This window comes from Streptomyces sp. NPDC020731, assembly GCF_044334705.1.
Classification (GTDB): Bacteria; Actinomycetota; Actinomycetes; order Streptomycetales; family Streptomycetaceae; genus Streptomyces.
In genome coordinates, this window is sequence record NZ_JBIRTN010000003.1 from 225066 (window position 1) to 251195 (window position 26130).

Consider the following 26130-nt stretch of genomic DNA (forward strand, 5'->3'; position numbering starts at 1 on the left):
ACTATTCGGGTTGTACGGGTTTGGCGGCCCGGTGATCGCTCCCGTGCGGCCCCTCCTCCGGCGCCCGCGCGCTCTCCTCGCCGGCCAGCCGGTCGGAGACCATGCCGACGATCCGGCGTCCGCCGTAGCCGGTGGCGATCAGGCCGAGCCCGTCGAAGAGCAGGGAGAGGGAGAAGAACGTACCGATGACGTACTGGCTGCTGCTGGGCCAGGTGGCCAGTACCAGGACGCCGAGGAGCAGTCCGAAGGCGCCCTGCACCAGCGTCCAGCCGAACTGCGGCCCGCGCACCACCAGACTGCCGACGAGGCGGAACACCCCGCCGGTGAGGAACAGCAGCGCGGCGAACATGGTGAGCGCCTCGGCCGCGGCCTCCGGTGTCTTCAGGACGACCACGCCGGCCGCGATGTTCAGGGCCGCGACGACCACGCCGAGCCAGAAGAAGTTGGTGTGCCGCGCCTGGACGGCGTGCAGCAGTCCGACCAGGCCGCCGATCAGCAGCAGCCAGCCGAACAGCACCATCGAGGTCAGGGTGGCGAGGCCGGTGTAGATCAGGCCGATCAGACCCGCGACGACCAGGATCACGCCGAGTACGGCGAGCCAGCTGAAGCCGCGGCTCAGTTTCGCGGCCTCGCCCTGGGGCTTGGTGGACCTGGCCATGGTCTGCCTCCTCGCTCCCGATTCCCCTCTCCCGGTCTCCGCCGCCCGCCCGTCCCCCGCCGGGTGGAGTCCCTGCCGGTCGGGGCGCCGGCCGGGGCGGATAGCATCCGGCGCATGGAGCCCCGGTTGCTGCACGGCGTCACCGAGCACGTCGCCACGGTCGTCATCCGTCATCCGGCGAAGCGCAACGCCATGACGGCCGCGATGTGGAGTTCCCTGCCACCGCTGCTGGAAACGCTGGCGGCCGATCCCGACGTACGCGTGCTGGTGCTCACCGGTGAGGGCGGGACGTTCTGTGCCGGCGCCGACATCTCCACGCTCCGGGGGTCGCCGCTGCAGGCGCAACGGCTGGCCGTGGCGGCGGAGGAGGCGCTCGCCGCCTTCCCCAAACCGACCCTGGCGGCGGTCCGCGGGCACTGCGTGGGCGGCGGGGCACAGCTGGCGGCGGCCTGTGATCTGCGGTTCGCCGAGGAGGGGGCGCGGTTCGGGGTGACGCCGGCGAAGCTCGGCATCGTCTACCCGGCCTCCGCGACCCGGCGCCTTGTGTCCCTGGTCGGCCCGGCCACCGCCAAGTACCTCTTGTTCTCGGGCGAGTTGATCGAGGCCGAGCGGGCGCTGCGCACCGGTCTGGTGGACGAGGTGCTGCCCGGGGGCGAACTGGACGAGCGGGTGGCCGGGTTCACCCGGATCCTGGCGTCCCGGTCGCAGCTGACGCAGGCGGCGGCGAAGGAGTTCGCGAACGGCCGCACCGACCGGGACGCGTACTGGGGCGAGCGGGCCCGGGAGAGCGGCGACACCGCGGAGGGCGTCGCCGCGTTCCTGGAGCGCCGGCCGCCGCGCTTCACCTGGAGCGTGTCTACGTCAGGATGAAGCGGCTCTTCGACCGGAGCTCCTCGACGAGGTGCGCGGGCGCCTTGCGCGGGGAGCCGGCGTCGTAGGGCGGCTGCGGGTCGTACTCGGTGAGCAGCTGGACGGCCTGGGCGTGTTCGTCGCCGGCGATCCGGCCGAGCAGGGTGAGCCCCATGTCGATGCCGGAGGAGACACCGGCCGCGGTGACGTACTTGCCGTCGGTCACCACGCGTTCCCCGGTCGGCTCGGCGCCGTACCGCTCCAGATGGTCGAGCGCGAGCCAGTGCGAGGTGGCCCGGCGCCCCCGGAGGAGTCCGGCGGCGGCCAGCAGCAGGGACCCGGTGCACACGGACGTCGTCCAGGTGCTGGACGCGTCGGCTCCGCGCAGCCAGTCCAGCAGGGTCTCGTTCTCCATCTGCGGTGTCTGCCCGGGGCCGCCGGGGACGACGACGATGTCCGGGTCCGGCACCTCGGCGAGGGTCCGGTCCGCGGTGACGGCGAGCGCGCCGGTGTCGGTGCGCACGGGGCCGGTCCGCTCGGCGACGAACACGGTCTCGGCGTCCGGGAGGCGGCCGAGGGTCTCGTACGGGCCCACCGCGTCGAGGGCGGTGAAACGGTCGAACAGGACGATGGCGATCTGCATCGGTGGCCTCTCAGGTGTGTGCGGATGAGGGTGCGGGCCGGAACCGGCGGCGGTACTCCGCCGGGGACGCCCCGAGGGTCCGGACGAAGGCGCGCCGCATCGCCTCGGGGGTGCCGTAGCCGCTGGCGCGGGAGATCTCCTCGACGCCGTCACCGGTGTCCTCCAGCAGCCGCCGGGCGTGTTCGAGCCGTACCCGGTCGACGTAGCGGCCCGGCGTCATGCCGGTCTCGGTGTGGAAGGCGCGGGCGAAGTGACGCGGCGAGAGGGCCGCACGGGCGGCGAGCGCCTCGACGGTCAGATCCGCGTCGGGGTGCTCGGTGATCCAGTGCTGGACTTCCCTCAACGGCTCGCGCCGCGCGGTCTGGGCGGCGAGCTGGGCGCTGAACTGGGCCTGGTTACCGGGCCGGCGCAGGAACACCACCAGGTGCCGGGCGACGGCGAGGGCGGCCTGACGGCCGAGGTCCTCCTCGACGAGGGCGAGCGCGAGGTCGATCCCGGAGGTGACGCCGGCGGAGGTGGCGACATGGCCGTCCCGGACGTAGATGGGATCCGGGTCGACCTCGACGGCCGGGTGGTTCCGGGCCAGTGTGTCGCAGTAGGCCCAGTGCGTGGTGGCGCGACGGCCGTCCAGCAGCCCCGCGCCGGCGAGCAGGGCCGCTCCCGTGCAGACGGAGACCAGCCGCTCGGCGCGCGGCCCGTGCCGGCGCAGCCAGTCGGTCAGCCGCGGGTCGGGCCGGCGGGTGCCCCGGCCACCGGGCACGAGCAGCGTGTGCGGCTCCGGCGCGTCGGCCAGGGCCCGGTCCGGTACGACGGTCAGCCCGCTGGTCGTGCGTACCGGAGCGCCGTCCAGCGAGGCGGTGCACAGCCGGTACGTCCCCGGCGTGTGCTGCTCGGCGCCCGCGAAGACCTCCACGGGACCGGTGACATCGAGGCTCTGCACGTCGTCGAAGAGGACGACGAGAACGGTTCGCTGCGCCATGCCGTCGATTCTCGGCGGTGCCCGGCATGGCCGCAACGACGAGTTACCCACCTTTCCTGCCATGCCGGACGGCATGCATGTTGAAGCGTTGACGAGGTACACGCAGTCAGACCCGGCCGACGGGGCCGGGAGACGGAAGGAGAGACACGTGCTGCGTGCCATCGCGGATGTCCTGCGCCAGATCGGCGGGACCATCGCCACCGTAGTGACACTGCCGTTCCGGGCCCTCGCCAGGCTCTTCGGCGGGGCCTCGTCCACCACCCGGGGCCGTCGCGCCTGACACCGCTCGCGCGCTCCCCGGGCGAGTCACCGCCCTGATCCCCGATGGCCGGCGTCACCTGCCACAATTGCCGCGCAACCTCAGTGGAGAAGGCGGTACGGGAACGTGACGACACCCCTCACAGGGTCCATCGAAGGCAGGATCGCCGAGGAGCTCGGCGTACGGGAGCGGCAGGTCAAGGCCGCGGTGGAGCTGCTCGACGGCGGTTCGACCGTGCCCTTCATCGCCCGCTACCGCAAGGAAGCGACCGAGATGCTCGACGACGCGCAGCTGCGCACGCTCGAGGAGCGGCTGCGCTACCTGCGGGAACTGGAGGAGCGTCGGACGGCGATCCTGGAGTCGGTGCGCGAGCAGGGCAAGCTGACGGACGAGCTTCAGGCGCGGATCCGCGGCGCGGAGACCAAGGCGCGCCTGGAGGACATCTACCTGCCGTACAAGCCCAAGCGGCGCACCAAGGCGCAGATCGCGCGCGAGGCGGGCCTGGAGCCGCTGGCGGAGGGGCTGCTCGGTGATCCGGGCGTCGAGCCCCTCGCCGCGGCCGCCGCGTTCGTGGACGCCGACAAGGGCATCGCCGATCCGGGGGCCGCGCTGGACGGCGCGCGGGCCATCCTCACCGAGCGGTTCTCGGAGGACGCCGACCTGATCGGTGAGCTGCGCGAGCGCATGTGGGTGCGCGGGCGGCTGGCCGCGAAGGTGCGCGACGGCAAGGAGGAGGCGGGCGCGAAGTTCGCCGACTACTTCGACTTCACCGAGCCGTTCACCGAGCTGCCCTCGCACCGGATCCTGGCGATGCTGCGCGGCGAGAAGGAGGAGGTCCTCGACCTCGTCCTGGAGCCGGAGGAGCCGGTGGACGGCCCGTCGTCGTACGAGGGGATCGTCGCGAACCGGTTCGGGATCTCCGACCGGGGGCGTCCGGGGGACAAGTGGCTCGGCGACACGGTGCGGTGGGCCTGGCGTACGCGCATCCTGGTGCACCTCGGTATCGACCTGCGGCTGCGGCTGCGTACGGCGGCCGAGGACGAGGCGGTGCGGGTCTTCGCGGCCAACCTGCGCGACCTGCTGCTCGCCGCCCCGGCCGGTACGCGCGCGACGCTCGGCCTCGACCCCGGCTTCCGTACGGGCGTGAAGGTCGCCGTGGTGGACGCGACCGGCAAGGTCGTCGCCACGGACGTGATCCATCCCCATGTCCCGGCGAACCGGTGGGACGAGGCGATCGCGAAGCTGGCGCGGCTGGCGAAGGAGCACGCGGTCGAGCTGATCGCGATCGGCAACGGCACGGCGTCCCGCGAGACCGACAAGCTCGCCGGTGAACTCATCACCAGGCACCCCGAGCTGAAGCTGACCAAGGTGATGGTGTCCGAGGCGGGTGCCTCCGTGTACTCGGCCTCCGCCTTCGCCTCCGCGGAGCTGCCGGACATGGACGTGTCGCTGCGCGGCGCGGTGTCGATCGCACGGCGGCTCCAGGACCCGCTGGCCGAGCTGGTGAAGATCGACCCGAAGTCCATCGGCGTCGGCCAGTACCAGCACGACCTGTCCGAGGTGAAGCTGTCGCGTTCGCTGGACGCGGTGGTGGAGGACTGTGTGAACGGCGTGGGGGTGGACGTCAACACCGCGTCCGCGCCGCTGCTCGCCCGGGTCTCCGGTGTCAGCTCCGGGCTCGCCGAGAACATCGTGGCCCACCGGGACAGCAACGGGCCGTTCCGGTCGCGTCGCGAGCTGAAGAAGGTGGCGCGGCTCGGCCCGAAGGCGTACGAGCAGTGCGCGGGCTTCCTGCGGATCCGCGGCGGTGACGATCCGCTGGACGCGTCGAGTGTGCACCCGGAGGCGTATCCGGTGGTGCGGCGGATGGTGAAGTCCTCCGGGGCGGAGGTCGCCGCGCTGATCGGGAACACGGCGGTGCTGCGGTCGCTGAAGCCGGGTGACTTCGTGGACGAGACGTTCGGTCTGCCGACCGTCGGCGACATCCTCAAGGAACTGGAGAAGCCGGGGCGGGACCCGCGGCCGGCGTTCAGGACCGCCGTCTTCAAGGAGGGGGTGGAGAAGATCTCCGACCTGGTCTCCGGGATGGTGCTCGAGGGTGTGGTGACCAACGTGGCCGCTTTCGGCGCGTTCGTCGATGTCGGGGTTCACCAGGACGGTCTGGTACATGTCTCGGCCATGTCGAAGACGTTCGTCAAGGACCCGCGGGACGTGGTGAAGCCGGGTGACATCGTCAAGGTCAAGGTGCTGGACGTCGACATTCCGCGCAAGCGGATCTCGCTGACGCTGCGGCTGGACGACGAGGCCCCGGCCCAGGGGGAGCAGCGGGGGCAGCGCGGGGAGCGGCAGGGCGGCCGGCCGCCGAAGCAGCGGCAGCAGGGGCGTTCCGGTTCCGGTTCCGGGGGGAAGGGGCGGTCTACGGCTGCGCCCGCTCCGGCGAACGGGGCGATGGCCGAAGCGTTGCGGCGGGCCGGGCTGGCGTAGGCGCCGGCGTTGTGGCTGGGCGGGGGTGGGTGCGCGGGCCGGCGCCTGCCGGGTGTCTCCCCCGCTCTCGGCTCCTCCCCCACTCTCGGCTCCGCTCGAGCGGGAGGTACCCCATGAGCGGGAGGTACCCCATGAGCGGGAGGTACCCCCACCGTCCACCCGTGCCGCCTGGGGGTGCCTCTCAGGCCCTCAAGGCACTGGGGGAGGCACGATTGCCCGCAGTTACGTACGGTTTTCCGTCACCTTGCCGTCCGTGACCTCCAGGCGTCTGGTCACCTTCACCGCGTCGAGCATGCGGCGGTCGTGGGTGATGAGGAGGAGGGTGCCCTCGTAGGTGTTCAGGGCTGATTCGAGTTGCTCGATGGCCGGTAGGTCCAGGTGGTTGGTCGGCTCGTCGAGGACCAGGAGGTTGACGCCTCTGCCCTGGAGGAGCGCCAGGGCGGCCCTCGTGCGTTCGCCCGGGGAGAGGGTGGCCGCCGGGCGCATGACGTGGTCCGCCCTGAGGCCGAACTTGGCCAGGAGCGTGCGGATGTCGGCCGGTTCCAGGTCCGGTACCGCCGGACGGAACGCGTCGAGCAGGGCCTGAGGGCCGTGGAACAGCGCGCGGGCCTGGTCGACCTCGCCGAGGAGGACGCCCGAGCCCAGCGCGGCGTGCCCGGCGGCGAGCGGGACGCGGCCCAGCAGGGCGCCGAGCAGCGTGGACTTGCCCGCGCCGTTCGCGCCGGTGACGGCCACCCGGTCCGCCCAGTCGATCTGCAGGGACACCGGGCCGAGCATGAAGTCACCGCGTCGGACCTCGGCGTCCCGGAGGGTGGCGACGACCGCTCCCGAGCGAGGGGCCGACGCGATCTCCATGCGCAGCTCCCACTCCTTGCGCGGCTCCTCGACCACGTCGAGGCGTTCGATCATGCGCTGTGTCTGGCGCGCCTTCGCGGCCTGTTTCTCGCTGGCCTCGCTGCGGAACTTGCGGCCGATCTTGTCGTTGTCGTTGCCCGCCTTGCGGCGCGCGTTCTTCACGCCCTTGTCCATCCAGGCGCGCTGCGTCTGCGCCCGGTCCTGGAGCCCGGCCTTCTTGTCGGCGTACTCCTCGTACTCGTCGCGGGCGTGCCGGCGGGCTACCTCCCGCTCCTCCAGATAGGCCTCGTAGCCACCGCCGTAGAGGTTGATCTGCCGCTGGGCCAGGTCGAGTTCGAGGACCTTGGTGACGGTGCGGGTGAGGAACTCGCGGTCGTGGCTGACGACGACCGTACCGGCGCGCAGGCCGGTCACGAAGCGTTCGAGGCGTTCCAGGCCGTCCAGGTCGAGGTCGTTGGTCGGCTCGTCGAGGAGGAAGACGTCGTAGCGGGAGAGGAGGAGGGAGGCGAGTCCGACGCGGGCCGCCTGGCCGCCGGACAGCGAGGTCATCGGCTGGTCCGGGCCGACGGCCAGGCCGAGGGAGTCGGCGACCTCCTCGGCGCGCTCGTCGAGGTCGGCGCCGCCCAGGGACAGCCAGCGCTCCAGGCTCGTGGCGTACGCGTCGTCCGCACCCGGCGCGCCGTCGACCAGGGCCTGGGTCGCCTCGTCCATCGCCCGCTGCGCCTCGGCGACACCGGTACGGCGGGCCAGGAACGCCCGTACGCTCTCGCCGGGCCGGCGTTCCGGCTCCTGCGGGAGGTGCCCGACGGTCGCGGTGGGCGGCGAGAGGCGCAGCTCGCCCTGTTCCGGCGCGGTGAGGCCGGCGAGCAGGCGCAGCAGGGTGGACTTGCCCGCGCCGTTGGCACCGACCAGACCGATCACGTCACCGGGCGCGACGACGAGGTCGAGACCGGCGAACAGGGAGCGGTCGCCGTGCCCGGCGGCGAGGTTCTTGGCGACGAGGGTGGCAGTCATCAGACCGCCGATCCTAATGGCCGCGCCCGGCCGGTCGCGCCCCGGCCGTCACCGCCCCACCTCCGTCACCCGTACCGTCCCGCCGGTGCGCGCGACGAGGTACGCCTCGCCCTTCACCGCCCTGCCGTCCAGCGGGACGCGGTGGCGGCCGGGTTCGAGTACGCCGTCGAAGAGGTCCTGGGTGTGGGTGCGGGAGAGGCGGTCGAGCCGGTACGCGGTGAGCCTGACCCGGCAGGACGAGGTGACCTCCAGCTCCGCCGCGTCGCCGGCGGCGGTGAGTTCCGTGAGGCGGCGCCGGTCCCGCGGGCCGCGTTCCAGGGCCTGTTCGGTCTGGGCGACGAGGAGCGGGACGACGGGGGCGAAGCCGTCGACGCAGGGCACGTCGACACCGGCGGCGGCGAAGGCGCGGCGGACGGCGTCGCGTTCGCCGCCGTTCACCGACCGGCCGAAGATCACGGCGTCGTAGCCGCGCAGTTCGTCGGCGGGGACGCCGTCGGCGTCGTGGGCGATGTCCGCGCCGATGCCGATGGTGCGCAGGGCCGCGGCGAGCCTGGCGAGCAGGGCGACCCGGGCGCCGATCAGCAGGACGCGACGGCGGGTGCCGGGGACGCCGCCGTCGAGGAGGGAGGCGAGGGCCGTACGGTACTCGGTGCCGCGAAAGCGGAACGGGCCTATGCCGTGGTAGCCGTTGAGGTCCAGGTCGGCGTGTTCGTCGGTCTGCCAGGCGAAGTCGCGCCAGATGACGTCCTCGCCGTCCCGCTCGATGACCGCGGTCACCGCGCCGCAGGCGAGGTCCTCGCACTCGGGGCAGCCGTAGACGATGTACCGGCCGGCGGGCAGCGGCGCCCCGGTCTCCAGCAGCAGACTGTGGACCTGGGCGGTGAAGAGGGAGGGCGGGACGTCGGAGGCGAGCGGGGAGACGGCGTCCAGGTCGGAGAGGCGGAAGAGCAGCGGGCACCCGTCGACGACGAAGTCGACGAAGTCCCGGTGGACTTGGTAGTCACCGTCGGCGAGGAGTCCACCGGCCCTCATCGCCGGTGCCAGGCCGAAGGTCGTGTACTCGGCAGACATGGGGTGAGTATTCCCACCGCGGGACGGACCTGAGCACGGTATGACATATTCCGCCACGGTCTCCCGACGGGGACCGAACCGGACCGCGGGTGCCCGCGGTCCGGTTCGGTCCCCGTCGGGGTCAGTGTTTGTCGATGGGGTCGCCCTCCACGTCCGGGCCGCGGCCCGGGCCCACTCGGATTTCGAATTCGCCGTCGTATTTCCTGTGGCCCTCGATGACCGCGAGGTGCACCGCCTCGGAGCCCATCTCGCCCCGCACGATGAGCGGGTCGCGGCGCAGGTCTCGCATGAGGGCCACGCACATGAAGAGCATCACGACGACGAACGGGGCCGCCGCGAGGATCGTGAGGTTCTGCAGGCCGGTCAGCGCGTCGCCCTGTCCGCTGCCGACCAGCAGCATGATCGCCGCCACCGCTCCGGTGACCACGCCCCAGAACACCACCACCCAGCGGCTGGGTTCGAGCGCGCCCTTCTGCGAGAGGGTGCCCATCACGATGGAGGCCGCGTCGGCTCCCGAGACGAAGAAGATGCCGACGAGGATCATCACCAGCAGGCTGGTGGCGGTGGCGACGGGGTACTCCTGCAGCACGGCGAAGAGCCGGCCCTCGGGGGTCGTCTCGCCGCCGAGCCGGTTCTGCTCCTGGAGCCTCATCGCCGAGCCGCCGAAGATCGCGAACCAGATCAGGCTGACCGTGCTGGGCACGAGGATGACCCCGCCGATGAACTGGCGGATGGTCCGGCCCCGGCTGATGCGGGCGATGAACATGCCGACGAAGGGCGTCCAGGAGATCCACCAGGCCCAGTAGAAGACGGTCCAGCTGCCCAGCCAGTCGGCGACGCCCTCGCCTCCGCTGATCTCGGTGCGGCCGGCCAGCTCGGGCAGGTCGCCGAGGTAGGCGAAGATCGAGGTCGGCAGCAGGTCCAGGATGAGGATGGTCGGGCCCGCGACGAACACGAACACGGCGAGGATCAGGGCCAGCACCATGTTGGTGTTGGACAGCCACTGGATGCCCTTCTCCACACCGGAGACCGCGGAGGCCACGAACGCCACGGTCAGCACCGCGATGATGCCGACCAGCAGCCCGGTGCTGACCTTGTCCATCCAGTCGAGCTTCTCCACACCGGAGCCGATCTGCAGCGCGCCGAGGCCGAGGGAGGCCGCGGAGCCGAAGACGGTCGCGATGATGGCGAGCACGTCGATGACCCGGCCGCCGACGCCGCCCGCGTGCTTCTCACCGATGAGCGGGGTGAACACGGCGCTGATGGTCTGACGGCGGCGCCTGCGGAAGGTGCTGTAGGCGATGGCGAGGCCGACCACCGCGTAGATCGCCCACGGATGGAGCGTCCAGTGGAAGAGGGTGGTCGCCATGGCCGTCTCCATGCGATCACCCGAGTCGGCCGGGCTGGTGCCCGGCGGGGGTGTCGTGTAGTGCGCCAGCGGTTCGCTCACGCCCCAGAACATCAGGCCGATGCCCATGCCGGCGCTGAACATCATGGCGATCCACGACACCGTGCGGAACTCCGGTTCCTCGCCCTCGGCGCCGAGGTGGATCCGGCCGTAGCGGCTGGCCGCGAGCCAGAGGGCGAAGACGACGAAACCGGAGGCGGCCAGCATGAACGCCCAGCCGCCGTTGTGCATCAGCCCGCCGAGCATGGTGCCGGACGCGTCCTGGAGCGAGTCCGTCGCGATGGCACCCCACAGCACGAACGCGAGGGTGAGTGCGGCCGTGACACCGAACACCACCCGGTCGGTCCGTGGGCGCTCCCGACCCGGCAGGCCCGCTTCGGAGCCCGGCAGCGGGCCCGCCGTGTCGTCCTTGTCGCTGTGCTGGTCGTGCGTCACAGGCGGCACCTTTCATCAGAGCCGTGGGACGGAGAGCACTCCTCCCGTTACGCCCCTACCACCTTTGGCGCAAAACTCACCCTCTCAGCGCGATGTGCCGGCCTCCCCGGGGACGCGGTGGGCGGTGGCATCCGGCCGGTCCACACCGTCCAGGACAGTGTCCGGGGCCGTGGTGTGCGAGCCCGCCGTGGCGCGGACGAAAGCGGCCGTCCCGCCGACGAACGGCATCCGCGCGGAGGTACGGGCCAGGTCGAGGGTGAGCGTCGGGGTGTCGGCCGGGGGATCGATCAGGCCCCGGTCGGTGCCGGCGACGATCAGGGCCAGACGGTGGCCCTCGGGGACCACGTGGTCGGTGGCCGCCAGGTCGAGGGTGATGGTGTACCGCTTGCCGGGGGTGAGCGGCTCGCCCTTGCCGTCGTCGGCGTGGTTGCCGAGGTCGGCCCAGCCACGGCTGACGATCGTGTGCTCGACGTCGGTGGTCGCGGCGCGGGTCTCCCGGAAGCAGGAACTGTCGCCCGCGGTGCTCGCGCCCCAGCAGGTGTGCTCGGGGAGGGTGGTGATGCCTTCTCCGTCGGCGGCGTAGTCGCGGACGGTGTCGGGGCCGAGGTCCACGAGTACGGCGGAGAGGTGGGCCGTGGACGTACTGGGGGTGGCGGTGACGGTGACCCGGGAGGCACCGGACAGGCGCAGGTCACGGGTGAGCGGGCCGGTGACGAAGCCGGCCTTGTCCGGGGTCGGGGTGTCGACGCGGGCGGCCCAGTCGGTCTCGCTCAGCCCCGGGTCGTCGGTGAAGGCTTCGGTCCCCTTGCCCTTGCGCAGGCCGAGGGTGCCCACTCCGGCCTCGGTGCCCCGGGCGGGGCGCAGGGTCGTGGTCTGCGTGCCGCGCGGCGGCCAGCTCTTCGAGGTCACCCACTGGTCGGGCCGGCGTTCGATGTCGGCCATGGGCTCGCGGTCGATGCCGTTGTCGTAGCCGAGGAGTTCGTGGTCGAACCAGCGGTGCAGGGTGTCGGCCCACTCGGCGCGGCGGAAGTCGAAGGGGTCGACGTGACCAGTCTGGGAGAGCCAGATCTTGCGCTCGACGCCGTTCTTCGCGAGGGCGTCCCACCAGGGGCCGACGTGCTGCATCCGTACGTTGAGGTCCTGCATGCCGTGCACCAGGAAGACGCTGGCCTTCACCTTCTTCGCGGCGCGCACGTAGTCGCGTTCGGTCCACAGCGGCGTCCGGTCGCCGGTGCGCGGGGCGCCCTCGACGAGTTCGCGCTGGACGCCGGCGCAGCCGGCGTGGGCCTCGGGGCTCTCGACGTACTGGGACAGCCAGTCGGGGCCGGAGTCGTAGAGCGGGGCGCCCCGGGTGAAGTAGTAGTCGTACCAGGAGGAGATGGCGGCGATCGGGACGATGGTCTCCAGGCCCTCGACGCCGGTGGCGGCGACGCCGTTGGCGATGGTGCCGTCCCAGCTCTTGCCGATCATTCCGGTGCGGCCGTCGGTCCAGTCGGCCCTGGCCCGTTCGGTGCCGGTGCGGGTGGTGTACGCCGTGCCGCGGCCGTTCAGCCAGTCGACGACGGCCTTCGCGGACTGGATGTCGGAGCGGCCTCCGACGTCCACGCAGCCGTCGGACCGGTTGGTTCCGGCCAGGTCGACGCCGACGACGGCGTAGCCGCGCGGCACGAAGTAGTTGTCGTAGAACAGCGGCATTCGTACGACGTCGCCGTTCGCGTCGTAGGTCTTCTTCTGGCTCTCGTTGCCGCGCCCGCAGCAGGAGTAGTACGGGCTGGCGTCCATGATGACGGGAACCTTCCGGCCCCGCTGTGCGGGTTCGCGGGGCCGGACGATGTCGACGGCGACCCGGTCGGTGCGTCCGTCCCGGTCCTCGTCGAGTCCGGTGTCCACCCAGACGGCCTCGCGGACGGCGTCGTCGTAGGAGTGGACGGGCAGGCTCTCGCGCGGCGGCGTGGCGTGTGCCGCCGCGGGGGTGAGGAGCGTGGCCGTCAGGGCGGCGGCGGCCACCGTCGCGAGCGGTCTCCAGATCGTGAAGCGCGTGCGTATCGGCATGCGCGGGACGGTACAGGGGTGAACTCGGGTGCAGAAGAGGGCGGTTGACGGACTGTGGGCACTTCTGTGGCCGAAAGCGCGCCCGGGACCGGTGGCCGGTCCGCTCAGTCACCGTGGTCGTACACCGTCACCGGTATCCCGCGTTTCACGAGCCGCTCCGTGATCAGCGGCTCGACGCGGGACCACTTGCCGCCGGCCAGGCCGCAGCCGATGCGGGGCATGTGGACCGAGGCGCCGAGGGCGGCCGCGTGGCCGGCGAGGCGGTCGAGGGCGGTGTCGATCGCCTCGTAACGGACGGGTACGCCCTTGCTGCCCGTCCGTATGCCGCGCTGGCCGATCATGTTGGCCACCTGGACGTACCGCTCGACCCGGACCAGTTGGACCGCGCCCAGGCCGAAGTCGTTCGCGGCGCGGTCGCGGTGCCAGGCGCGGTAGGCGGCCTCCGGTTCGGGCCAGCGGCGCGATACGGCCAGGACGAAGCCCTTCCCCCAGCCGCCGATGTCGTTGCAGACATGGGCGATGACCTTGACGCCCTTCACCGACGGAACGGTGGCGTCACCCCGGACATACGTGATCCCCGACATGACGCCACCGTAGGTGCCGCCACTGACAACGGCACCCCCGTCTCCGGGTGACGGCCGAGGTGTCGCAGCGATGGTGGGACAGCGATACTGCTGCGTATGACGACCGAGACCGAGCAGCCGCTCACGATCGACGAACTGGCGGCCCGAGCCGGTGTCACCGTGCGCACGGTCCGTTTCTACGGCACCAAGGGGCTGCTGCCTCCACCGGTGATCGGTCCTCGGCGGGTCGGTCACTACGGGCGGGGGCATCTGGCCCGGCTGGAGCTCATCGAGGAGCTGCAGCGGCGGGGCATGACGCTGGCGGCGATCGAGCGGTACCTGGGGCAGCTGCCGCCTGATCTGAGCGCCCGGGACCTGGCGATCCAGCGGGCGGTGGTGGCCTCCTGGGCGCCCGAGGCGGTGGAGACGGTGTCGCACGGGGAGCTGGAGCGCCGGGCGGGACGGGCGCTGGACGAGGAGGATCTTCGGCGGCTGGCGGCGACGAGCGTCGTCGAGCGGGACGGCGAGATGTTCCGCGTCGACCCCGGGCTGCTGCGCCTCGGGGTGGAGCTGCTGGACGTACCGCTGTCCCACGAGACGCTCCTCGCCGCCCGGACCGCGCTCATCGAGCACTCCCGCGCGGCCGCCCGCGAACTGTCGCGGCTGCTGCGCGACGCGGTCGCGGAGCGGGACGCGCGGGACGCGCGGTCGCTGTCCGCCCGGATGCATCCGCTGGTGGTGCAGGCGCTGCTGACCACCTTCCAGCGGTCACTGCGGGAGGAGCTGCGGGAGTGGCTCGACAAGGAGGGGTGACGGGGCGGGCCCGTCACCCCTGGCGGCGCGTCAGCGGGCGTCCGTGAAGACCTCGCCCCGCTCCGCCTTCTCCACCAGCAGCGCCGGCGGGGTGAAGCGCTCGCCGTAGCGCTCGGCGAGTTCACGCGCGCGGGCCACGAATCCGGGCAGGCCGCCCTGGTAGCCGTTGATGTACTGCAGCACTCCGCCGGTCCAGCCCGGGAAGCCGATGCCGAGGATCGAGCCGATGTTGGCGTCGGCGACGGAGGTCAGCACGCCTTCCTCCAGCAGCCGGACGGTGTCCAGCGCCTCGGAGAACAGCATCCGCTCCTGCATGTCCGCGAACGGGATCTCGTGACCGGGCCCGGTGCTGTGCCCGCCCGGGGGGCGACCCCCGGAACCCCCGAAATGCTCGCGCAGTCCCGGCCACAGCCTCGCGCGCCTGCCGTCCTCGCCGTACTCGTAGAAGCCGGCGCCGCCACTGCGGCCGGGGCGGCCGAACTCGTCGACCATGCGGTCGACGACCGCCTCGGCGGGGTGCGCGGTCCAGGTGCCGCCGGCCTCCTCGACGGCCCGCCTGGACTCGTCCCGGATCTTGCGCGGGAGGGTGAGCGTCAGCTCGTCCATCAGGGAGAGCACCTTGGCCGGGTAGCCCGCCTGGGCCGCGGCCTGCTCGACCGAGGCGGGCTCGATGCCCTCGCCGACCATGGCGACGCCCTCGTTGATGAAGTGCCCGATGACGCGCGAGGTGAAGAAGCCGCGCGAGTCGTTGACGACGATCGGGGTCTTGTTGATCTGCCGGACCAGGTCGAAGGCGCGGGCCAGCGCCTCGTCACCCGTGCGCCCGCCCTTGATGATCTCGACCAGCGGCATCCTGTCGACGGGCGAGAAGAAGTGCAGCCCGATGAAGTCGCCCTGGCGCTCGACACCCTCGGCGAGGGCGGTGATGGGCAGGGTGGAGGTGTTGGAGCACAGCAGCGCGTCGGGGGCGACGACGTCCTGGATCTCCTGGAACACCTTGTGTTTGAGGGAGGTGTCCTCGAACACGGCCTCGATGACCGCGTCACAGCCGGCGAGGTCGGCGGCCTCGGCGGTGGGCGTGATCCGGGCCAGCAGCGCGTCGGCCTTCTCCTGGCTGGTACGGCCCTTGGCGACGGCCTTGGCGCACAGCTTCTCGGAGTAGCCCCTGCCCTTGACGGCGGCTTCCAGGGAGACGTCCTTCAGGACGACGTCGATGCCCGCGCGGGCGCACGAGTAGGCGATGCCCGCGCCCATCATCCCGGCGCCGAGGACGGCGACCTTTTGGACCTTGCGCGGCTCGATGCCCTGGGGGCGGTTGGCGCCGGAGTTGACGGCCTGGAGGTCGAAGAAGAACGCCTGGATCATGTTCTTCGAGGTCTGTCCGGCGGCCAGCTCCACGAAGTAGCGGGCCTCGATGACCTGGGCGGTCTCGAAGTCGACCTGGGCGCCCTCGACGGCGGCGGCCATGATGTTGCGCGGGGCCGGGTAGGGCGCGCCGCCCGTCTGCTTGCGCAGGTTGGCCGGGAAGGCGGGCAGGTTCGCGGCGAACTTCGGATGGGCGGGGGTGCCGCCGGGGATGCGGTAGCCGGGCCGGTCCCAGGGCTGGGCCGACTCGGGGTGGGCGTCGATGAAGGCGCGGGCCTTGGCGAGCATGTCCTCGCGCGTGCCGGCGATCTCGTCGACCAGGCCGTTCTCCAGAGCGCGGCGCGGGTTGTACTGGGTGCCCTGGAGGAGCACCTTCAGCAGTGCGTCGGTGATGCCGAGCATGCGCACGGTGCGGACGACACCGCCGCCGCCGGGGAGCAGGCCGAGGGTGACCTCGGGGCAGCCGATCTTGGAGCCGGGGGCGTCGAGGGCGATCCGGTGGTGGCAGGCCAGGGCGAGTTCGTAGCCGCCGCCGAGGGCCGCGCCGTTGATCGCGGCGACGACCGGCTTGCCGAGGGTCTCGATGCGGCGCATCTGGCGCTTGAGCGCCATGCCGCCGTCGAACAGCTGCTGCGCCGTCTCGGGCGTGACCCGGATCAGGTCGCGCAGGTCGCCGCCGGCGAAGAAGGTCTTCTTGGCGGAGGTGATGATGACACCGCGGATCGTGTCCTTCTCCGCCTCCAGGCGGTCGGTGATCACGGCGAGCGAGTCGCGGAACGCCTGGTTCATGGTGTTCGCGGACTGGTCGGGGTCGTCGATGACGAGGGTGACGACGCCGGTGCGGTCCTGTTCCCAGCGGATGGTGGTGCTCTCGGTCATGAGGAAGTCTCCGTTAGAAGGGGCGGGTCGCCGGGATTCAGAGGCGTTCGACGACGGTGGCGATGCCCATGCCGCCGCCCACGCACAGCGTGGCGAGGCCGTAGCGCTTGTCCTGGCGCTCGAGCTCGTCGACGAGGGTGCCGAGGATCATCGCGCCGGTGGCGCCGAGCGGGTGGCCCAGCGCGATGGCGCCGCCGTTGACGTTGACCTTGTCCAGGGACAGGCCCATGTCCTTCACGAAGCGCAGGACGACCGCGGCGAACGCCTCGTTGATCTCGACCAGGTCGATGTCGTCGATGGTCAGGCCGGCCTTGGCGAGGGCCTTGCGGGTGGCGGGGGCGGGGCCGGTGAGCATGATGGTGGGCTCGGAGCCGGACACGGCGGCGGAGACGATCCGCGCGCGGGGGGTGAGCCCGTAGCGTTCGCCGACCTCCCTGGAACCGATGGCGACGAGCGCGGCGCCGTCGACGATGCCGGAGGAGTTGCCCGCGTGGTGGACGTGGTCGATCTTCTCGACCCAGTGGTACTTCTGCAGGGCCACGGCGTCGAAGCCGCCCAGTTCGCCGATGTCCGCGAAGGACGGCTTCAGCTTGGCCAGCGAGTCGGCGGTGGTGCCGGGGCGCAGGTGCTCGTCGTGGTCGAGGACGGTGAGGCCGCTGCGGTCCCTCACCGGGACGACGGACCGCTCGAAGCGGTTCTCCTTCCAGGCCGTGGCCGCGCGCTCCTGCGACAGGGCCGCGTACTCGTCGACGTCCCGCCGGGAGAAGCCCTCGATGGTGGCGATCAGGTCGGCGCCGATGCCCTGCGGGACGAAGTTGGTGGCGAGGTTGGTCATCGGGTCGTTGAACCAGGCGCCGCCGTCCGAGGCCATCGGCACCCGGGACATCGACTCGACGCCGCCCGCGAGGACCAGGTCCTCCCAGCCGGAACGGACCTTGGCGGCGGCCAGGTTGACGGCCTCCAGACCCGAGGCACAGAAGCGGTTCTCCTGCACGCCGGCCACCGTGTCGGGCAGTCCGGCGGCGACGGCGGCGATGCGGGCGATGTCGGAGCCCTGGTCGCCGACCGGGCCGACGACGCCGAGCACGATGTCGTCGACGGCCGCCGGGTCGAGGCCGGGGAAGCGGTCGCGGACCTCGTGAATGAGGCCGACGACCAGGTCGACGGGCTTGGTGCCGTGCAGGGCGCCGTTGGCCTTGCCGCGCCCGCGCGGGGTGCGGATCGCGTCGTACACATACGCTTCGGTGCTCACGAGGGGGCCTTTCACTGAGGATGCGAGGGCTTCGAGGACTTCGAGGTCGGGGGCAGCAGTCGTGGTACGTCCCAGTCGCGTGCCACGTCGTCGGTGTCGGCGCCCGGCCGGGCGGGCCCGCTGCGGACGGTGGTGGGGGTCGCGGAGAACCGCGGGGCCGGTGCGGGCTGGGTGATGCCGGCATGGTCCGTGAACGTGGAGCGGGCGGCGAGGTGCGGGTGGTGCGGGGCCTCGCGCAGGGACAGCACGGGCGCCACGCACGCGTCGGAGCCGTCGAAACGGGCCGTCCACTCGTCGCGGGTGCGGGCCTTGAAGCGGGCGGTGACCCGTGCGCGCAGCTCCGGCCAGCGGGTGACGTCGGCGTGGGCCCCGGCCTGGTCGTCCAGGCCGAGCAGGCGCAGGAACTCGGTGTAGAACCGCGGCTCCAGGGCGCCCACCGCCATGTGCCTGCCGTCGGCGGTCTCGTAGGTGCCGTAGTAGGGGCAGCCGCCGTCGAGGAGGTTGGCGCCGCGCCGGTCCTGCCAGGCGCCGGCGGCGAGCATGCCGTGGATCATCGCGGAGAGGTGGGCGGTGCCGTCCACGATGGCGGCGTCGACGACCTGTCCGGTGCCGGTCACGCGTGCGTGGTGCAGCGCGGCGAGGACGCCGACGACGAGATAGAGGGAGCCGCCCGCGTAGTCGCCGAGCAGGTTGGCCGGGACGGCCGGGGGCCTGTCCGGGTCGCCGATCGTGCCGAGGGTGCCGGTGAGGGCGATGTAGGCGATGTCGTGGCCCGCGCGGTCGGCGAGGGGGCCCCGCTGGCCCCAGCCGGTCATCCGGCCGTAGACCAGGCGCGGGTTGCGGGTGCGGCAGTCCGCGGGGCCGACGCCGAGCCGCTCGGCGACTCCGGGGCGGTAGCCCTCGATGAGCACGTCGGCGCGTTCGGCGAGGTCCAGGACGCGGGCCGGGCCGTCGGGGGCTTTCAGGTCGACGATCACGGAGCGCTTGTTGCGGTTGGTGATGTCGAGGGCGGGGTCGATGCCGAGTGCGGGACCTCCGGGACGGTCCACGCGTACGACATCGGCGCCCAGGTCGGCGAGGAGCATCGCGGCGAACGGGCCGGGCCCGATGCCGGCCAGTTCGACCACGCGCACGCCGCTGAGCGGACCGTGTCCCGGCGCCTTCGGCTCCGTCATCGCGCCCCCATCGGCTGTGACACTACTGGTGTAACACCTGAGATGCTAGGAATGCCTTCCCTCCGGCACAAGACCGGCGAGCAAGCGCTTGGCCACTTTACGGCGCGACCCCTGTTTCCGCCCGGTCCACGCGCCCGCTCAGCGTGCGCCGGGCTCCGCCGCCGGCCGCTCCGGCGCGACGGCGCGGCAGCCCTCCCCCGCCCGGCGGCCCGGCGGCCGGGACGCCCTGGGGACGGTCCTCGGCCGCTCCCGGCAGGCCCGGGGCACCGTCGCGCGCTTTTTCCCACTTCTTCAGGGCGTTCGGGGGTGCGGCCATCGGTTTCCTCCGGGCTCGTCGTCGGGCTCCGCACCCCTCACGCTAGCCTCGGCCACCGACAGCGGCGTGGCTGCACGACCAAGGGGTGTCATGAGCAGGCTGAACAGGACGGACCGTCCGTACGACATCGTGCTCTTCGGAGCGACCGGCTTCGTCGGGACGCTCACCGCGGAGTACCTCGCCGCCCGTGCCCCCGCAGGGCTGCGCTGGGCGATCGCCGGCCGCAGCCCGGACAAGCTGGAGCGGCTGCGGGAGCGGCTGCCCGGCGGCACGGGGATCGGGCTGCTGCGGGCGGACGTGTCCGACCCGGCCTCGCTGCGCGCCCTCGCCGAGCACGCGCGGGTGGTCGCCACGACCGTCGGCCCCTATGTGGAGTACGGCGAGGAACTCGTCGCCGCCTGCGCGGACACCGGGACGGACTACGTCGACCTCACGGGCGAACCGGAGTTCGTGGACCTGATGTACGTCCGGCACGACGCACGCGCGCGGGAGACCGGGGCGCGGCTGGTGCACGCCTGCGGCTTCGACTCGGTGCCGCACGACCTGGGCGCGTACTTCACCGTGCGGCGGCTTCCGGAAGGGGTGCCGCTGACCGTGGACGGCTTCGTGAGTGTCGACGCGGCCTTCTCGGGCGGGACCTTCGCCTCGGCGCTGAACCAGTTCGCCCGGCACCGCCGGCTCCGCGCGGCGGCCCTGGACCGCCGGCGCCACGAACCGCGGCTGGTGGGCCGCCGGGCGACGGCCCTGCCGGGCGCGCCGCGCTACGCGCCGGAGGTCGGCGCCTGGGCCCTCCCCCTGCCGACCGTCGACGCACAGATCGTGCGCCGTTCGGCCAGGGCGCTCGACCGGTACGGCCCCGACTTCCGCTACCGGCACTACGCGGCCGTGCGGCGGCTCCCGGTGGCGGTGGGCGGGGTGGCGGCCGTGGGCGCGCTGGTGACGGCGGCCCAGTTCCCGCCACTGCGACGCCGGCTCTCCGGCCGGCTCGGACCCGGCGACGGGCCGGGCCCCGAGAAGCGCGCCCGGAGCCGGTTCACCGTCCGCTTCGTCGGCGAGGGTGGCGGGCGCCGGGTGTACACGGAGGTCGCGGGCGGCGACCCCGGTTACGACGAGACGGCGAAGATGCTGGCCGAGGGAGCGCTCTGCCTGGCCTTCGACGACCTCCCGCCGACGGCGGGCCAGGTCACGACGGCGATGGCGATGGGCGACGCGCTGATCGACCGCCTCCGCGCGGCGGGGCTCCGCTTCCGCGTCGCCGCGACCCGCTGACGCCCGGCCGGGCGGGGACTACAGCGGCCACTCGGCCAGCGTGCAGATCATCCCGATGATCCAGCCCAGCCCCGCCGGTACGGCGAGGGCGAGCCCGACGGTCACGGCCCGCTCGACGGGCCGTCCGTCGGCGGCGACGGGCTTGGGTGCGCGGTGCGTTGTCATGCCCATCAGCCTGCCGTGGCGGGGGTGACCGGACATCCGTACGCGTACTCGGTTCGCGCCTGAGTACCGCACGGTCAGAACGCGTAGTCCGCCCAGCCGTCCGGGTCCGCGCCGACCTCGCGCAGCAGTTGGCCGAATGCCTCACCGTCGTAGAGGACACCGCTGTAGTCCACCGGAATCCGCTTCTTGTTGACGACGGCGGCCGGGGTGCCGGGCCCTTCGGGTTCCGCCGTTCCCCCGGCCCGCTCGTACGCCTTCTCCGACGCGGTGACGAAGGAGCGGTACTTCATGGACGCGACCGCCTTGTCGAACGCCGGGCCGCGCAGCCCCTCGACCTCGCCCGCCAGTTCCAGCAGGCGGTCGTCGGTGCAGCCGTCGACGGTCTCCTCGGGCTGGTTGGCGTAGAGCACCTCGTGGTACTCCACGAACTTGCCCTCGGCCGGCGCGGCACGCAGCGCGTTGACCGCCTTCTCCGAGCCGCTGCCGCCGACACGGTCGTCCAGGAAGGAGGCGAGGGTGTACTGGGCCCTCACCTGCCGGCCGAGCAGCGCCTCACCGAGTACGGGGCCACCACCGTCGGCCTCGAAGTCCCGGCAGTACGGGCAGCGCGGGTCCTCGTACAGGTGGACGACCGTCTCCGCGTTCGGGTCGCCCACCTGGATGGTCGTGCCGTCCCCACCCAGCCTCTCCGGCACGTCCTCCGCGCGCGTGTACGCCTCCACCGGTGCCGCCGTCGCGCTCGCACGCGTACTTTCGGCCTGGCCCCCACGCCGGCCGCAGCCCACCAGTGCCAGTATCGCGACGGCGCACAGCACGGCCCCGCGTCCCCCACGCATCATGCGTCATCCCCTCCCCGAGAACAGCGTGGCTCCAGAGCATCTCGGGGACGCGTCCCGGAGGGGGCCTGGTGCCGTGACCGCATGGGTCCGCCGGTCGGACGGGCGGAGAGGTTGTCGAGGATCACGTGGATCGGGGTGCCGTCCGGACCGGCGGCGCGGATGGACCGCAGGGCGGCCCAGGTGTGGCCGGTGCCCTTGCGGCGCCGGTCGATCCCCCGGCTTGTCGTCGCCGACCGAGTGGCAGCCGTGGAAGCAGGTGGTGCCGTGGGTGCGCCGGTAGGTGGCCGGCAATCGGTCGGGGCGGCTCTGTCCGGCCCAGCAGGAGCCGGCGGTGGGGCGGATGCCCAGTGGTCCGGACCCGTCGAAGGCGAACGTGCGGTCCGGACGTTCACCGACCGCGTACCCGATCCGTTCCGGCTTGGCGTCGACCCGCCTCCCCTGCCGGCCGGAAGTCGTCACTTCCGACCAGCACGACGAGCAACCCGGTGAACGTTGCCGGTCACAGCACTAGCGAACGGCGGCCTCGCGGAGCGCGCGCCGGCACAGGGCGTCCGACCTGCGGGTGGTTTCCGGGAGGCGGTAGGCGGGGGTCAGGGCGAGGGTGTGGGCGCAGGCGTTGTCCAGGCTCACGCGGTGGCCGACCGAGACGAAGACCGGCTTGACGCCGTTCCTGGTGCGCAGGGCGCGGCCGACCTCCTCGCGGCCTGCGAGCAGCGGGGAGGTGCTGCCGCGCGGGGTGTCCGGTTCGTCGTGGGTGAAGGTGAAGGGGTTCTTGGCGACGCCGATCGTCGGCAGGCCGGTGAGGACGCCGAGGTGGCTCGCGAGGCCGAAGCGGCGGGGGTGGGCGAGGCCGTAGCCGTCGCAGACCACCGAACCGGGCGGGCACGGCAGGGCCTCGAGGGCGGCCAGCACGGTGGGGATCTCGCGGAAGGCGAGCAGTCCGGGGACGTACGGGAAGGAGATCCGGCCGACGGCCGTGGACTCGGCGACGACGTCGAGGGTCGCCGCGTCGAGGACGACGGCCGCGGCGGCGACGACGTCCCGCTCGTCGTCGTACGCCACGTCGACTCCGGTGACATGGCCCGTCCCGGGCGGCGGACCCGGTTCGCCGAGCACCACCCGCGCGCGGAGTGCGTCCTGGACCGCGCGGGCCTCTTCCTCGGTCACGGGCCAGTCGGCCGGTGTGCGTACGGTCGTCATGGTGCCCCTGAGCCTACGGGGCGCGCGTGCTCCGCGCGGAGGGAGCCTCCCGGTCCGTCCCCTCCGCGCGAAGGCGGCTCACTTGCCGAGCGCCCGCTGGAGCTGGCCCTTGTTCATGTTCGAACGGCCCTCGATGCCCCGCTTCTTGGCCTCCTCGTACAGCTGGTCGCGCGTGGGGCCCTGGGAGCCCTTGCCCGACCGCCGGCCGCCCCGCTCGCCGGACGACATGTCCTGCGTCGAGGTACGGCTGGCCGTCTTCGACTCACCGGACCGGGCGCGCTCCTTGTTCACCGTCCGGGCGGCGATCTCCTTGGCGCGTCCGGTGCTCTCGCCCCGGTCCTCGGCACTGTCCTTGATGTGCTCGTACTGACGCTCCCGTTTGGGGCTGGAACCGCTTGGCATGTCCGCTCACTTCCTCTCGGGTACGGCGAGCGGGTACCCAGGTCCGCGGCGATCAGGGCCCGCCGCGTACATCAGTGCTCCAGGCGGGCGACCCGTCCCCTCTCCCCCGCCGCCCAGCAGCCGTGGCCGGGCGCGCAGTCGACGGTGTCGTACGAGCCGGTGTCGACGGTCCGCCAGGTGCGGCCGGCGTCGGTGGTCAGGTCGGTGCCGGTGGGGCCGACCGCGAGGGCGGCGGTGCGGCTGTGCGGGAGCCAGACGACGCCGGAGCGGTAGGCGGGCGGCGGGGTGCCGGCCGGGCGCCAGGTGCGGCCGCCGTCGACGGTGCGTGCGGCCGCGTCCGGCGATGCCTGGTCGGGGCGGAAGTCGCCGCCGACGGCGAGGCCGTGGGCGCGGTCGCGGAAGGCGAGGGCGAAGACACCGCGCGCCGGGTCTCCGCCGGGGATCGAGGTGTCGGTGACCGTCCAGGTGCGGCCCCGGTCGGCGGAGTGCAGCACACGCGCACGCGACGCTCCTCCGGTGGCCAGCCAGACGTCCTTCGGTCCGGAGGACACCAGGCACTGGCCGCTCGCCGCGAAGCCGGCCTCGCCCGCCAGCGCCGGGGGCATCCCCGTGTCGGGCAGCACCGTCCAGGAACGGCCGCCGTCGCGGGTCGACAGGATGCGGAACCTCCCGTCCACCGGGTCGCTCATCGCGAGCCCGTGGCGGTGGTCGAAGAAGGTGAGGCAGTCGTAGAAGGCGCGGGCGTCGGTGTTGCGGAAGGACTCCGTCCAGGTCGTTCCGCCGTCGTCGGTGCGGTACACCCGGGACGCCTCGCCCTCCCCGATGGCCAGCACCACGGCCCGCCGCGCGTCGAACGCCTCGATGTCCCGGAACTGCAACTCCCCCGCGCCGGGCGGCGAGACGTCCCGCCAGCTCCTGCCGCCGTCGGTGGTGCGCAGGACGGTACCGAGGGTTCCGGCCACCCAGGCGGTGTCGCGGCCGACGGCGGACAGCCCGCGGAACCTGACGTCCGGGGTGCCGGTGTCCTTGACCGACCAGTGCGGTGAGGTGTGCCGGTCCGGTCCGTGCGCCTGGGCGGGTACGGCCGTCAGGGCGGCCAGGGCCGCCACGCACACGGCCACCGCGGTCACCCTGCGGTGGTCTCGTCTCGTCCGTCTCGTCCGTCTCGTCGGTCGCGTGCTCCCCAAGCGCCTCATGGCGGGCGAAGCTAGCCCACCGCCCCGGTGGCGTCCAGAGGGCCTCCGGGCGGTACGGGCGTCCCGGTGACCGCGCGAGGAGAGCCGTGTCACTCGGGTGCATGAAGGCGGTGACAGAGGTCACTCGCTCATCGTGTGCACGGATTGGCCGATTCCGTCGTCTCATCCAGTAGCCGACCCGATCCGCCCCGGAAGCCTGTCCAGCCGTCACGAGGGAGCAAGGCGTTGCCCACCGTCATCGAGCAGACCGTCGAGGCCCGTCTCGTCGCCGCCGCGCCGCGGATGCCGAGCATTCCCGCCACCCTGCACTACGACCGCGACGACCCGTTCGCCGTCCGCATGACCTTCCCCGCGCCCGCCACCCTGGAGGGCGTCGAGGTCTGCTGGACCTTCGCCCGCGATCTGCTCTCCGCGGGCATGGAGGAGCCCGAGGGCGACGGCGACGTACGGGTCCGGCCGTACGGCTACGACCGCACCGTGCTGGAGTTCCACGCTCCCGAGGGGACCGCCGTCGTGCATGTCCGCTCGGGCGAGCTGCGCCGGTTCCTGGAGGCCACCGGCGAGCTGGTGCCGACCGGTCTCGAGCACCTCCGGCTCGACCTGGACCACGATCTCGCGGAGCTGATGCGCGACGCGTGACCGGGCCGGCTGACGCCCGCCGCTCATCAAGACGTTGGGCATGCCGTACTCCAGCCCGTCGGCCTGTGTGCCGTACGTTCCCGTGTCGAGCAGCTCCCGCGCGGCGCGGCAAGGCGTTCGGCCTGCTCGGCCGCCGGGCGCAACGGCGCCCGGCCGGCGTCGTGGAGGCTGTCCTCGGTGTCCACTCCGACCGCGCCCGCGGCGAGCACCGCGCGCACGGTGTCACCGACTCCCGCCGGCTCCTCGGCGCAACCGCTCCCGATGTCGGCGGTGACGGGTACACGGACGGCCCCGGCGATCTCCGTGACGGCCCGCAGGGCCCGTTCACATTCCAGTCGGTCCCCGTCCGCCGCCCCGAGGGTCCGGGCGACACCGGCGCCGGTGGTCGCCACGGCAGCAGCGCCCGCGTCCTCCACCAGCCGGGCACTGGCGAGATCCCAGGCGTCGGGCAGGACCAGCGGGCGGCCCGGGACGTGCAGGGAGCGGAGGGCGCGGTCGCGGTCGCGCAGGAGGGTGGTGGAGTTCGTCGTACCGGCCGCTCGACCAGCGGCCCGACCGCCCCGGCCGGCAGAAATCCGACGTGAACGCAGGGCCAGGGGCTTCAGCCGCCGGTGGGGAGGGGCGATGCCTGCGCGGTGGCGGTCAGGGTGTTCCCGAGTTCCCGGATGATCCCGGCCTGCGCGGGAGTCGCCGCGCGGGCGGTGAGCTGCTCGACGCGGCGTCCCCAGTCGGCGTGGCCGCCGGCCGGGCGGAGGGTGTTCAGGCCCGCCGCCGCCCCCAGGACGACAGCCGTCACGTCCTGTTCGGGGGCGTCCTCGGGCGGTGTCGGTCCGTCGAGGATCTGCCGCGCCTGCCGCCGCAGGGTCCGTACCCGGCCCGCGTCGGCCAGGACGTGCTCCACCGACGGGAACACCCCGAGGACCCGGTGCTTCTCGGCGCGCAGCACTCCCTCGGCCACCAGTTGCTCCCGGACCGCGTCCAGGGTGTACCGCGCGCGCAGCGTCACCCAGACGCGCCAGCGGTGCGGGCAGGACTCGCTGACCAGCTCCAGAAGGCCGTCCAGCACCGGGTCACCGGTCCGGGAGTCGAGGTCACGGGGTGTGGCGATGCCGTCGTCGTCGATCAGCAGGCCCTGCCGGGCCAGCTCGGCGAGGGCTCCGGCCCGCACCGCGGAAGCCTGCCGGGACGGGTCGGCGTCCCAGGCCAGCAGACACAGGCGGGCCGGCAGCGAGAGCGGGCCGTTGGGCACGGGGCCTCCTCGGGGTCGGTGACGTGGTGCTCCGAAATACCGTTGACAGCCGTTCCGGGCACTCCTACGGTGTACAGCGTTCCTGTTGCCGTCGAATGGAG

General features: G+C 72.8%; 24 protein-coding genes and 2 pseudogenes. 6 read left to right on the forward strand and 20 right to left on the reverse strand.

Going from position 1 to position 26130, the window contains the following annotated elements; genetic code table 11:
- Position 1: 1 nt before the first annotated feature.
- A complete protein-coding gene (locus ACH4VX_RS06135) occupies positions 2–658 on the reverse strand; it encodes an HdeD family acid-resistance protein (protein WP_398366135.1) in 657 nt (218 codons plus the stop codon).
- Between the two features lie 114 nt (positions 659–772).
- On the opposite strand from ACH4VX_RS06135, the gene ACH4VX_RS06140 reads away from it, so the two are divergent.
- Positions 773–1528, forward strand: a complete 756-nt coding sequence (locus tag ACH4VX_RS06140) for an enoyl-CoA hydratase/isomerase family protein (RefSeq protein WP_398366136.1) — start codon at positions 773–775, stop codon at positions 1526–1528.
- Here the strand turns inward: ACH4VX_RS06140 and ACH4VX_RS06145 are convergent.
- Entirely contained in the window at positions 1515–2150 is a 636-nt protein-coding gene (locus ACH4VX_RS06145) for a DJ-1/PfpI family protein (RefSeq protein ID WP_398366137.1), read from the reverse strand. The two genes, ACH4VX_RS06140 and ACH4VX_RS06145, sit on opposite strands and share 14 nt — an antisense overlap.
- A gap of 10 nt (positions 2151–2160) precedes the next feature.
- On the reverse strand, positions 2161–3129 hold the full coding sequence (locus tag ACH4VX_RS06150) for a GlxA family transcriptional regulator (RefSeq protein ID WP_398366138.1): 969 nt from the start codon (positions 3127–3129) through the stop codon (positions 2161–2163).
- Between the two features lie 148 nt (positions 3130–3277).
- Between ACH4VX_RS06150 and ACH4VX_RS06155 the strand changes: the two genes are divergently transcribed.
- Together ACH4VX_RS06155 and ACH4VX_RS06160 are read left to right on the forward strand one after the other, a co-directional pair.
- The gene (locus ACH4VX_RS06155) at positions 3278–3409 is read left to right on the forward strand and encodes an LPFR motif small protein (protein WP_398366139.1); all 132 of its coding nucleotides are present in this window, start codon (positions 3278–3280) and stop codon (positions 3407–3409) included.
- 105 nt (positions 3410–3514) lie between these two features.
- A complete protein-coding gene (locus tag ACH4VX_RS06160) occupies positions 3515–5872 on the forward strand; it encodes a Tex family protein (protein WP_398366140.1) in 2358 nt (785 codons plus the stop codon).
- 222 nt (positions 5873–6094) lie between these two features.
- Here ACH4VX_RS06160 and ACH4VX_RS06165 read toward each other — a convergent pair whose 3' ends face one another.
- From ACH4VX_RS06165 to ACH4VX_RS06185, 5 genes are all read right to left on the reverse strand, one after another.
- Entirely contained in the window at positions 6095–7741 is a 1647-nt protein-coding gene (locus tag ACH4VX_RS06165) for an ABC-F family ATP-binding cassette domain-containing protein (protein ID WP_398366141.1), read from the reverse strand.
- A 48-nt stretch (positions 7742–7789) separates the two neighbouring features.
- The gene (locus ACH4VX_RS06170; protein ID WP_398366142.1) at positions 7790–8812 is read right to left on the reverse strand and encodes an oxidoreductase; all 1023 of its coding nucleotides are present in this window, start codon (positions 8810–8812) and stop codon (positions 7790–7792) included.
- Between the two features lie 121 nt (positions 8813–8933).
- A complete protein-coding gene (locus ACH4VX_RS06175; protein ID WP_398366143.1) occupies positions 8934–10655 on the reverse strand; it encodes a BCCT family transporter in 1722 nt (573 codons plus the stop codon).
- An 84-nt stretch (positions 10656–10739) separates the two neighbouring features.
- The gene (locus ACH4VX_RS06180) at positions 10740–12707 is read right to left on the reverse strand and encodes a Xaa-Pro dipeptidyl-peptidase (protein ID WP_398366144.1); all 1968 of its coding nucleotides are present in this window, start codon (positions 12705–12707) and stop codon (positions 10740–10742) included.
- Between the two features lie 104 nt (positions 12708–12811).
- Complete coding sequence (locus ACH4VX_RS06185) at positions 12812–13291, reverse strand: macro domain-containing protein (protein WP_398366145.1); 480 nt, start codon at positions 13289–13291, stop codon at positions 12812–12814.
- Positions 13292–13387: 96 nt separating this feature from the next.
- Here ACH4VX_RS06185 and ACH4VX_RS06190 point away from each other — a divergent pair, with 96 nt between their 5' ends.
- The gene (locus tag ACH4VX_RS06190) at positions 13388–14083 is read left to right on the forward strand and encodes a MerR family transcriptional regulator (protein WP_398366146.1); all 696 of its coding nucleotides are present in this window, start codon (positions 13388–13390) and stop codon (positions 14081–14083) included.
- A gap of 30 nt (positions 14084–14113) precedes the next feature.
- On the opposite strand, the gene ACH4VX_RS06195 is transcribed toward ACH4VX_RS06190, so the two are convergent.
- The 4 genes from ACH4VX_RS06195 to ACH4VX_RS06210 form a co-directional block, all read right to left on the reverse strand.
- Positions 14114–16327, reverse strand: coding sequence for a 3-hydroxyacyl-CoA dehydrogenase NAD-binding domain-containing protein (locus ACH4VX_RS06195; RefSeq protein ID WP_398366147.1), 2214 nt, complete (start codon positions 16325–16327; stop codon positions 14114–14116).
- Positions 16328–16364: 37 nt separating this feature from the next.
- Positions 16365–17579: an acetyl-CoA C-acetyltransferase gene (locus tag ACH4VX_RS06200; protein WP_398366148.1), complete on the reverse strand. Its 1215-nt coding sequence runs from the start codon at positions 17577–17579 to the stop codon at positions 16365–16367.
- Between the two features lie 11 nt (positions 17580–17590).
- Positions 17591–18754 (reverse strand): CaiB/BaiF CoA transferase family protein, encoded by a 1164-nt coding sequence (locus ACH4VX_RS06205; protein ID WP_398366149.1) that lies wholly within the window; start codon positions 18752–18754, stop codon positions 17591–17593.
- A 97-nt stretch (positions 18755–18851) separates the two neighbouring features.
- A complete protein-coding gene (locus tag ACH4VX_RS06210; protein ID WP_398366150.1) occupies positions 18852–19070 on the reverse strand; it encodes a hypothetical protein in 219 nt (72 codons plus the stop codon).
- A gap of 90 nt (positions 19071–19160) precedes the next feature.
- Here ACH4VX_RS06210 and ACH4VX_RS06215 point away from each other — a divergent pair, with 90 nt between their 5' ends.
- Positions 19161–20339 carry a saccharopine dehydrogenase family protein gene (locus tag ACH4VX_RS06215; RefSeq protein ID WP_398366151.1) on the forward strand — a complete coding sequence of 393 codons (1179 nt, stop codon included), beginning with the start codon at positions 19161–19163 and terminating at the stop codon, positions 20337–20339.
- 18 nt (positions 20340–20357) lie between these two features.
- Here ACH4VX_RS06215 and mmpA read toward each other — a convergent pair whose 3' ends face one another.
- The 6 genes and pseudogenes from mmpA to ACH4VX_RS06245 all read right to left on the reverse strand — a co-directional run bounded on the left by mmpA (position 20358) and on the right by ACH4VX_RS06245 (position 24075).
- Positions 20358–20504 (reverse strand): morphogenic membrane protein MmpA, encoded by a 147-nt coding sequence (gene mmpA / locus ACH4VX_RS06220; protein ID WP_398366152.1) that lies wholly within the window; start codon positions 20502–20504, stop codon positions 20358–20360.
- A 74-nt stretch (positions 20505–20578) separates the two neighbouring features.
- Complete coding sequence (locus ACH4VX_RS06225) at positions 20579–21343, reverse strand: DsbA family protein (protein WP_398366153.1); 765 nt, start codon at positions 21341–21343, stop codon at positions 20579–20581.
- Positions 21344–21444: 101 nt separating this feature from the next.
- Positions 21445–21769: pseudogene (locus ACH4VX_RS06230) on the reverse strand (IS630 family transposase); the annotation flags it as partial.
- A gap of 81 nt (positions 21770–21850) precedes the next feature.
- The gene (locus ACH4VX_RS06235; protein ID WP_398366154.1) at positions 21851–22543 is read right to left on the reverse strand and encodes an endonuclease V; all 693 of its coding nucleotides are present in this window, start codon (positions 22541–22543) and stop codon (positions 21851–21853) included.
- A 78-nt stretch (positions 22544–22621) separates the two neighbouring features.
- A complete protein-coding gene (locus ACH4VX_RS06240; protein ID WP_398366155.1) occupies positions 22622–22945 on the reverse strand; it encodes a plasmid stabilization protein in 324 nt (107 codons plus the stop codon).
- A gap of 71 nt (positions 22946–23016) precedes the next feature.
- Positions 23017–24075 (reverse strand): WD40/YVTN/BNR-like repeat-containing protein, encoded by a 1059-nt coding sequence (locus ACH4VX_RS06245; protein ID WP_398366156.1) that lies wholly within the window; start codon positions 24073–24075, stop codon positions 23017–23019.
- A 291-nt stretch (positions 24076–24366) separates the two neighbouring features.
- Here ACH4VX_RS06245 and ACH4VX_RS06250 point away from each other — a divergent pair, with 291 nt between their 5' ends.
- Entirely contained in the window at positions 24367–24780 is a 414-nt protein-coding gene (locus ACH4VX_RS06250) for an SsgA family sporulation/cell division regulator (RefSeq protein ID WP_398366157.1), read from the forward strand.
- Between the two features lie 98 nt (positions 24781–24878).
- On the opposite strand, the pseudogene ACH4VX_RS06255 reads toward ACH4VX_RS06250, so the two are convergent.
- Both ACH4VX_RS06255 and ACH4VX_RS06260 read right to left on the reverse strand, forming a co-directional pair.
- Positions 24879–25289, reverse strand: a pseudogene (locus tag ACH4VX_RS06255) (isocitrate lyase/phosphoenolpyruvate mutase family protein); the annotation flags it as partial.
- A gap of 92 nt (positions 25290–25381) precedes the next feature.
- Positions 25382–26029, reverse strand: coding sequence for a GPP34 family phosphoprotein (locus ACH4VX_RS06260; protein ID WP_398366158.1), 648 nt, complete (start codon positions 26027–26029; stop codon positions 25382–25384).
- Positions 26030–26130: the final 101 nt, after the last annotated feature.